Origin of the sequence: Neisseria sp. HMSC31F04, assembly GCF_001807735.1 — a bacterium.
GTDB lineage: Bacteria > Pseudomonadota > Gammaproteobacteria > Burkholderiales > Neisseriaceae > Neisseria > Neisseria elongata.
On sequence record NZ_KV790767.1, the window covers coordinates 1 to 6,921 of the forward strand.

At 55.9% G+C, this 6,921-nt stretch carries 8 protein-coding genes; all 8 read left to right on the plus strand.

Annotation, left to right across the window (positions count from 1 at the left end; all coding sequences use genetic code 11):
• The first annotated feature begins 376 nt into the window (after positions 1-376).
• Positions 377-856: an S-ribosylhomocysteine lyase gene (locus HMPREF3107_RS01855; RefSeq protein ID WP_070452740.1), complete on the plus strand. Its 480-nt coding sequence runs from the start codon at positions 377-379 to the stop codon at positions 854-856.
• Positions 857-874: 18 nt separating this feature from the next.
• Positions 875-1,579, plus strand: a complete 705-nt coding sequence (locus tag HMPREF3107_RS01860; RefSeq protein ID WP_070452742.1) for a 5'-methylthioadenosine/adenosylhomocysteine nucleosidase — start codon at positions 875-877, stop codon at positions 1,577-1,579.
• Between the two features lie 84 nt (positions 1,580-1,663).
• Entirely contained in the window at positions 1,664-2,380 is a 717-nt protein-coding gene (locus tag HMPREF3107_RS01865; RefSeq protein WP_070452745.1) for a phosphoglycolate phosphatase, read from the plus strand.
• A gap of 80 nt (positions 2,381-2,460) precedes the next feature.
• Complete coding sequence (gene recX, locus HMPREF3107_RS01870) at positions 2,461-2,910, plus strand: recombination regulator RecX (protein WP_070452747.1); 450 nt, start codon at positions 2,461-2,463, stop codon at positions 2,908-2,910.
• A 146-nt stretch (positions 2,911-3,056) separates the two neighbouring features.
• Positions 3,057-3,878 (plus strand): symmetrical bis(5'-nucleosyl)-tetraphosphatase, encoded by an 822-nt coding sequence (locus HMPREF3107_RS01875; RefSeq protein WP_070452750.1) that lies wholly within the window; start codon positions 3,057-3,059, stop codon positions 3,876-3,878.
• 207 nt (positions 3,879-4,085) lie between these two features.
• Positions 4,086-5,621: a sodium-dependent transporter gene (locus tag HMPREF3107_RS01880; RefSeq protein WP_081456073.1), complete on the plus strand. Its 1,536-nt coding sequence runs from the start codon at positions 4,086-4,088 to the stop codon at positions 5,619-5,621.
• The gene (locus tag HMPREF3107_RS11270; protein ID WP_040665779.1) at positions 5,618-5,728 is read left to right on the plus strand and encodes a methionine/alanine import family NSS transporter small subunit; all 111 of its coding nucleotides are present in this window, start codon (positions 5,618-5,620) and stop codon (positions 5,726-5,728) included. The genes HMPREF3107_RS01880 and HMPREF3107_RS11270 overlap by 4 nt, the downstream gene beginning before the upstream one ends.
• Before the next feature lie 228 nt (positions 5,729-5,956).
• Complete coding sequence (hslO, locus tag HMPREF3107_RS01885) at positions 5,957-6,853, plus strand: Hsp33 family molecular chaperone HslO (RefSeq protein WP_070452753.1); 897 nt, start codon at positions 5,957-5,959, stop codon at positions 6,851-6,853.
• Positions 6,854-6,921 lie beyond the last annotated feature (68 nt).

Here is a 6,921-nt window from a genome sequence, read left to right on the forward strand (position 1 = left end):
GGGGATTTTGGGGGGATTTTGCAAAGGTCTCACAATCATTTTAAAGCCCCCAAAATCCAGCCGCCTTCAGGCGGCTGTGTGTTGGAACATAAAAAGACTTGGTTGTACTGGCAAAAACTTGACAGCCGCCTTCGGGCGGCTGTGTGTTGAAACGGCATCTCTGTGCAAATGCCAGTCTTGAGGGTATCAGCCGCCTTCGGGCGGTTGTATATTAAAACGGCCGCCACCTCCTGTTTTGAAGAGGTATCTTGATCTACGGCGTTCAAACGGCCATAGCTGACAAAATATCTTCGCTGAAATGATCTGCTGTTTTGTCAATATTTAAGGCGGTGCGTATAATCCCCGTTTTTATCACTACCGAACGAGGGGATTCGTCATGAGCGAAATCCAAATTGAGAAAAAAATGAATGTCGAGAGCTTCAATCTCGACCACACCAAAGTAAAGGCCCCTTATGTGCGGCTGGCCTGTGTGACCGACGGCGATTTCGGCGACAAAATCTACAAATACGACCTGCGCGTCTGCCAGCCCAATCAAGACCATATGGAAATGCCTTCCCTGCATTCGCTGGAACACCTGATGGCTGAATTGTCGCGCAATCATTCCGATAAAATCGTGGACATCAGCCCTATGGGTTGTCAGACTGGTTTCTATATCGCCCTGCTGAACATGGGTGATTATGATGAGGTGTTGCAACTGATTGAAAATACATTGAAAGATGTCTTGTCGGCAACGGAAGTTCCGGCCTGCAACGTCGTCCAGTGCGGCTGGGCGGCGAGCCACAGTTTGGAAGGGGCGCAGCAAATCGCGCGCGGCCTGCTCGACAAGCGCGGCGAGTGGCCGCAAGTGTTTGCTTGATTTCGGAAAGGAAACGGGATGAACGCTATCCACACTATTACCGTCATCGGCGCGATGCAGCCCGAAATTGAATTATTGAAAGGCCGTCTGAATAACCGTGAAAGCCAGCATTTCGGCGCGTTTGAAATCCATTGCGGCGAATTGCACGGCAAACGCATTGTGCTGACCTTGAGCGGGATAGGCAAAGTCAATGCCGCCGCGGCCACTGCCACGGCCATCCTCAAATTTTCTCCCGACTGCGTTATCAATACCGGCAGTGCGGGCGGTTTGGGGCAGGGTTTGAAAGTGGGGGATGTGGTCATCGGCAGCGAAACCGCGCATCACGATGTGGACGTTACCGCCTTCGGATATGCAATTGGCCAAGTGCCGCAACTGCCGCCGGCGTTTGCTTCCGACCATGCTTTGGTAACCGCCGCCGAGCGGGCGGCTGCAGCGTTTCCGAATGCCTCAGTACGGCGCGGGCTGATTGTCAGCGGCGACCGGTTTGTTCATAGCAGCGAAACCGTCGCCTCCATCCGCAAGAATTTTCCCGATGTGCAGGCGGTGGAAATGGAGGCTGCGGCCATTGCGCAAACCTGCGCCCAATTCGGCCTGCCGTTTGTCGTTATCCGTGCCGTATCCGATGCGGCCGACGAGAAGGCGGATGTCAGCTTTGACGAGTTCCTGCAAACCGCCGCCGTCCATTCGGCGGAAATGGTGGACGGGATGATTCGAGAGTTGTGAATGTATTGAAAAGGCCGTCTGAAAACCGCTTTCGGTTGATCTAACCTGCGTTTTCAGACGGCCTTTTCCTTGAAGGAGAATTTTGTGAACGGCACGATAGAACACGTTCAAGCCGCCGCCTTTGATTTGGACGGCACACTTTGCGATTCGCTGCCCGATTTGGCGGCAGCCGCCAATGCCATGCGTGCGTCGCTCGACCTGCCGCCGCTGCCGCAGCCGACCGTTGAAAGCTATGTCGGCGACGGCATTGCCGTGTTGGTGCACCGCGCGCTGACCGGCAATGTGGACGGTAGAGCGGAAGAAAAACTGTGGGTGCAGGGCTTTACCCTGTTTGTTCAATATTACGCAGAATATATTGCCGACCGTACCCGTGCCTATCCCGAAACCGAAGCGGGGCTGGGATTATTGAAATCGCTCGGTATCCCGTTGGCGGTGATTACCAACAAAAACGAAGTGTTGGCGGTCAAACTGCTGGAAGCATTGGGCCTGTCGGACTACTTCAGCCTCGTACTCGGCGGCGACAGCCTGCCGGAGAAAAAACCTTCGCCCGCGCCGCTGCAGCATGCCGCCGAAGTGCTGGGCGTTCCGGTGGAAAACATGATTATGGTCGGCGATTCGCGCAACGATATCCTGGCGGCCAAAGCGGCGGGCTGCCCGAGCATAGGCGTAACCTTCGGCTACGGCGACATGGCCGAACTCTCGAAACACGAAGCCACACGGCCGGATTGGACAATCGGCTCTCTGCCGGAAATCTACGAAAACCTGCGCCCGCAACGGGAAGAAAAAGAGCAGGCCGTCTGAAAACAGACGGAAGCGGTTTTTCAGACGGCCTCAAGGCTCGTTCCGCCCATCCCACCCAATCAAATCCTTTCAGACGGCCTATGAACCCGCAGAAAACCCTCCGCGCACGCGCACTCGACATCCTTTCACGGCAGGAAATCAGCCGTGCCGAACTCAAGCGCAAACTTGCCCCGCATGCCGAGAGCGAAGAGGAAATCGAGCGCGTGCTGGACGAATTCGCCGACCGCCGCTGGCAGTCCGACGAACGCTATGCCGAAGCCTATATCCACAGCAAAAGCCGCAAACACGGCTCATTGCGGCTGAAACAGGCTTTGGCGCAAAAGGGCGTGGACGAAGAAACCGTGCGCGCCTTCCTGCCTGACCGCGACAAGGAATTGGCTTCTGCCGTAGAAGTGGTGCGCAAAAAATTCAAACGCCCGCCCGCCGACTATGCCGAAAAACTCAAACAGATGCGCTTTTTGGCTTATCGCGGCTTCGACGGCGACACCGTTCAGACGGCCTTAAGGCAGGCCTGGACGGAAGAAGAATAGGCAGGCGGCCGGAAACACAATAAAACCAAGGTATGCAGGCCGTCTGAAAAACAGGCCGGGCATGAAACGGCCGGCCGTTTCCCCCGCCCCGAGGCGGTTTGACCGACCGCATACCCAATACACCGCAAATCAAGGATGTACGCATCATGGCACATTATGCAATCGGCGACGTGCAGGGCTGCTTCAACGAACTGGAAGCCCTGCTGGCCAAAATCGGATTCAATCACGGCAGCGACACGCTCTGGCTCACGGGCGACATCGTCAACCGCGGCCCCAAATCGCTGGAGAGCCTCAAATTCTGCATGAAGCACGAAGGCAGCGTGCAGATCATCCTCGGCAACCACGACCTGCATCTGCTGGCCGTCCTCTACGGCCACGGCACGATGAAAAAACGCGATACCATCGAGCCCATCGTCAAACACAAACACGCCGACAAAATGCGCGATTGGCTGCGCCATCAGCCGCTGCTGGTGCAGAAAGACAGCTATCTGATGGTTCATGCCGGACTTTTGCCGCAATGGACGGCGGCGCAGGCGGCGGAGTTTGCCCGCGAAGTCGAACACAGCATGCGCCGCAGCAAACACGGCGAATATTTTGCCGAAATGTACGGCAACAAGCCCGCCGCCTGGTCCGAAGATTTGCGGGATGCAGACAGATTGCGCCTGCTGGTGAACGTTTTTACCCGCATGCGCGCCTTAAACGCCGACGGCAGTTTGGATTACGAATTCAAAAGCACGCCGTCTGAAATGCCGCCGCACCTCCATGCCTGGTTCGATGCGCCGAACCGCCGCCACCTCGACCACACTATCGTGTTCGGCCATTGGTCGGCACTCGGCCTGCTCGACAGTGTGGAAAAAAAAGTGCTGGCACTCGATACCGGCGCGTTGTGGGGCGGCTGCCTGACCGCCGTCAATCTGGCCGACCACAGCATCGTGCAGGAAGCCGCGCACGGCAGGCTGGATTGGTGAGGCCGTCTGAAAGCAGGGTTTTCTTAAAATGTTTTTCAGACGGCCTTTTGTAACGGAATAATGCAAAAATTAATTTCTACTCGCAAAACTTTACACAAACCAGTATGATGGCGTTTTATATCGGTCGGAAATCCGTTTCCGACGCTTTTTTGTATCCATTGCCGCGGTCCGTTCGGGCTGCGGCCATCACATCAAGGAGGTGCATTCGTGTCTGAACAACAACAATCGCAGCGCGAAACTTTTTCCAGCCGGAAAGCCTTTATGTTTGCCGCCATCGGTTCGGCGGTGGGCTTGGGCAATATCTGGCGTTTCCCCTATGTCGCTTATGACAACGGCGGCGGCGCGTTCATTATTCCCTATCTGATTGCGCTGATTACGGCGGGTATCCCGCTGCTGCTGCTCGATTACGCCATCGGCCACCGTTACCGCGGTTCGCCCCCGTTGGCGTTTCGACACGTTTCCAAATATTTCGAGCCGTTCGGCTGGTGGAACGTGCTGACCAACGTCGTAATTTGTACCTATTACGCCGTGATTCTCGGCTGGGCGGTCAGCTATACCTTCTATTCGGTTACCGGAACATGGGGTGCGCAGCCCGAAAGTTTCTTTTTCGGCGAATACCTGAAAATGGCGAAAGACCCCGGTTTGGGACTGGATTTTGTCGGCACCGTGTTGTGGCCGCTAATCGGCGTGTGGCTGTTTACCATCTTCATCCTGGCCGCAGGCGTACAGAAAGGCGTGGCGCGTGCGTCCACCTTCTTTATGCCGCTTTTGGTGGTGATGTTCGTTTTGATGGTCGGCATTTCGCTCACGCTGCCGGGCGCAACCAAAGGCTTGGACGCGCTGTTTACGCCCAATTGGTCTAAGCTGACCGAACCGGGCGTGTGGGTGGCGGCTTACGGCCAGATTTTCTTCTCGCTTTCCATCTGTTTCGGCATCATGATTACCTATTCGTCGTATCTGAAACCCAAATCCGATTTGGGCAGCACCGGTTTGGTGGTCGGCTTTGCCAACAGCAGTTTCGAAGTATTGGCCGGTATCGGCGTGTTTGCCGCATTGGGCTTTATGGCTGCCTCGCAGGGTAAGGAAGTCAGCGATGTTGCCTCTTCCGGCATCGGCTTGGCCTTTATCGCCTTCCCGACCATCATCAATCAGGTGCAGGCTCCTTTGGGCTCGATTATCGGCGTACTGTTTTTCGGTTCGCTGGTGTTTGCCGGCATTACTTCCCTGATTTCCGTGGTGGAAGTGATTGTGGCCGCCGTGCAGGACAAATGGAAAGTAGCGCGCGTGCCGGCTACATTGGCCGTGTGCATTCCGATGGCGGTGATTTCCACCCTGCTGTTCGGTACGACCACAGGCCTGCCCGTGTTGGACGTGTTGGACAAATTCATCAACGTTTACGGCATCGTGGCCGCCGGTTTCATGTATGTGCTGGCTTTGGTGGTGTGGGAAAAACTGCCGCTGCTGCGCAAACACGTCAATTCCGTTTCCTCTTTCAAAATCGGCATTGTCTGGAACTTCTTCATCCTCACCACGCTTAATGTGTTGGGCTACATGTTGTTCCTCGATACCCGCGACCTATTGGCGAAAAACTACAGCGGTTACCCCGATTGGTTCCTGAATATTCTGGGCTGGGGTATGGCCGGCGGCCTCATCGTATTGTCCGTCATCCTGACCTTCCTGCCGTGGCACCGCAGCGCGGCCACTATTGCCCCGATTGACAACAACGAAGGAGACTTGGAATGAGCACAAATGCCATCATTATGATGATGATTTCCCTGGTAGTGATTTGGGGCGGATTCGTCGTTTCCATCCTGCGCCTGCCGAAAGAGCAGAAAGGGCAGGAGGAATAAAGATACAGGCCGTCTGAAAAAACGACGGCTCGGATGGAAATATACAACCGCCGCCATTCCCGCGCAGTCGGGAATCCGGACTTCGATTTTTCAGAAGTGGAAGGGAATTGCCGTTATGCCCAACCTCCGGATTCCTGCTTGCGGGAGAATGGCGGCGGCTGTGTTTCAAAGTTTCCGCTTTGCCGTAACAACATCCTGCACGAACTGCCGAGATTGAAAAGGACAAAAATGAACCCGAACAACCAAGACTTACGCACCCGCTTTATTTTCAACGACATGCCCGTCCGCGGCCTGCATGTCCGGCTGGAGGAAGTGTGGCGGCACATTGTCGGCCGCAAACAATATCCCGCCGCCATCCGCCGCGCGTTGGGCGAATTGCTGGCCGCAGGCGTACTGCTGTCGAGCAACCTGAAACTCGAAGGCACATTGATTGTGCAGGTTCAGGGGCAAGGCCGTCTGAAAATGCTGGTGGTGGAAGCCACTTCCAACCAAACCTGCCGCGCCACCGCGCGTTGGGACGAAACCGCGCAAATAGGCGGCAACGAAACCCTGCGCGACCTCTTGGGCGAAAACGGCGTATTCGTCATTACCGTCCAGCCGCAGGACGGCGAGCCGTGGCAGGGTGTGGTACCGCTGGAAGGCGGCAGCATCGCCGAAATGCTGACCCACTACATGCTGCGTTCCGAACAGCTGGAAACCCACATCACGCTGGCCGCCGACGGCGATACCGCATCCGGCCTGCTGTTGCAGCGTCTGCCGGAAGAAACCTTGGACGAAGACGCATGGGCGCACGTTACCGCGCTGGCCGATACCGTAACGGCGGAGGAGCTGCTGAAATTAGACGCGCAACATCTGCTGTACCGCCTGTTTCACGAAACCCCGCCGCGCGTTTTCGAACCGGAAACGCTGGAATTCGCCTGCACCTGCTCGCGCGGCAAAGTCAGCGACATGCTGCTGATGCTGGGCGGTGAGGAAGTCGGTTCGATTGTGGCGGAAGAGGGCAGCATTTCGGTGGATTGCGATTTCTGCAACGAAAAATACGTATTCGACGAAACGGACGTGAACGCACTGTTCGGTGCGGACGTGGTGAATACCGTACGCGAAGAGCAACACCGTTTGCAGTAATAGCAAACTTCATGACAACAGAGGCCGTCTGAAAACTTTTCAGACGGCCTGAGACCTTTGCAAAATTC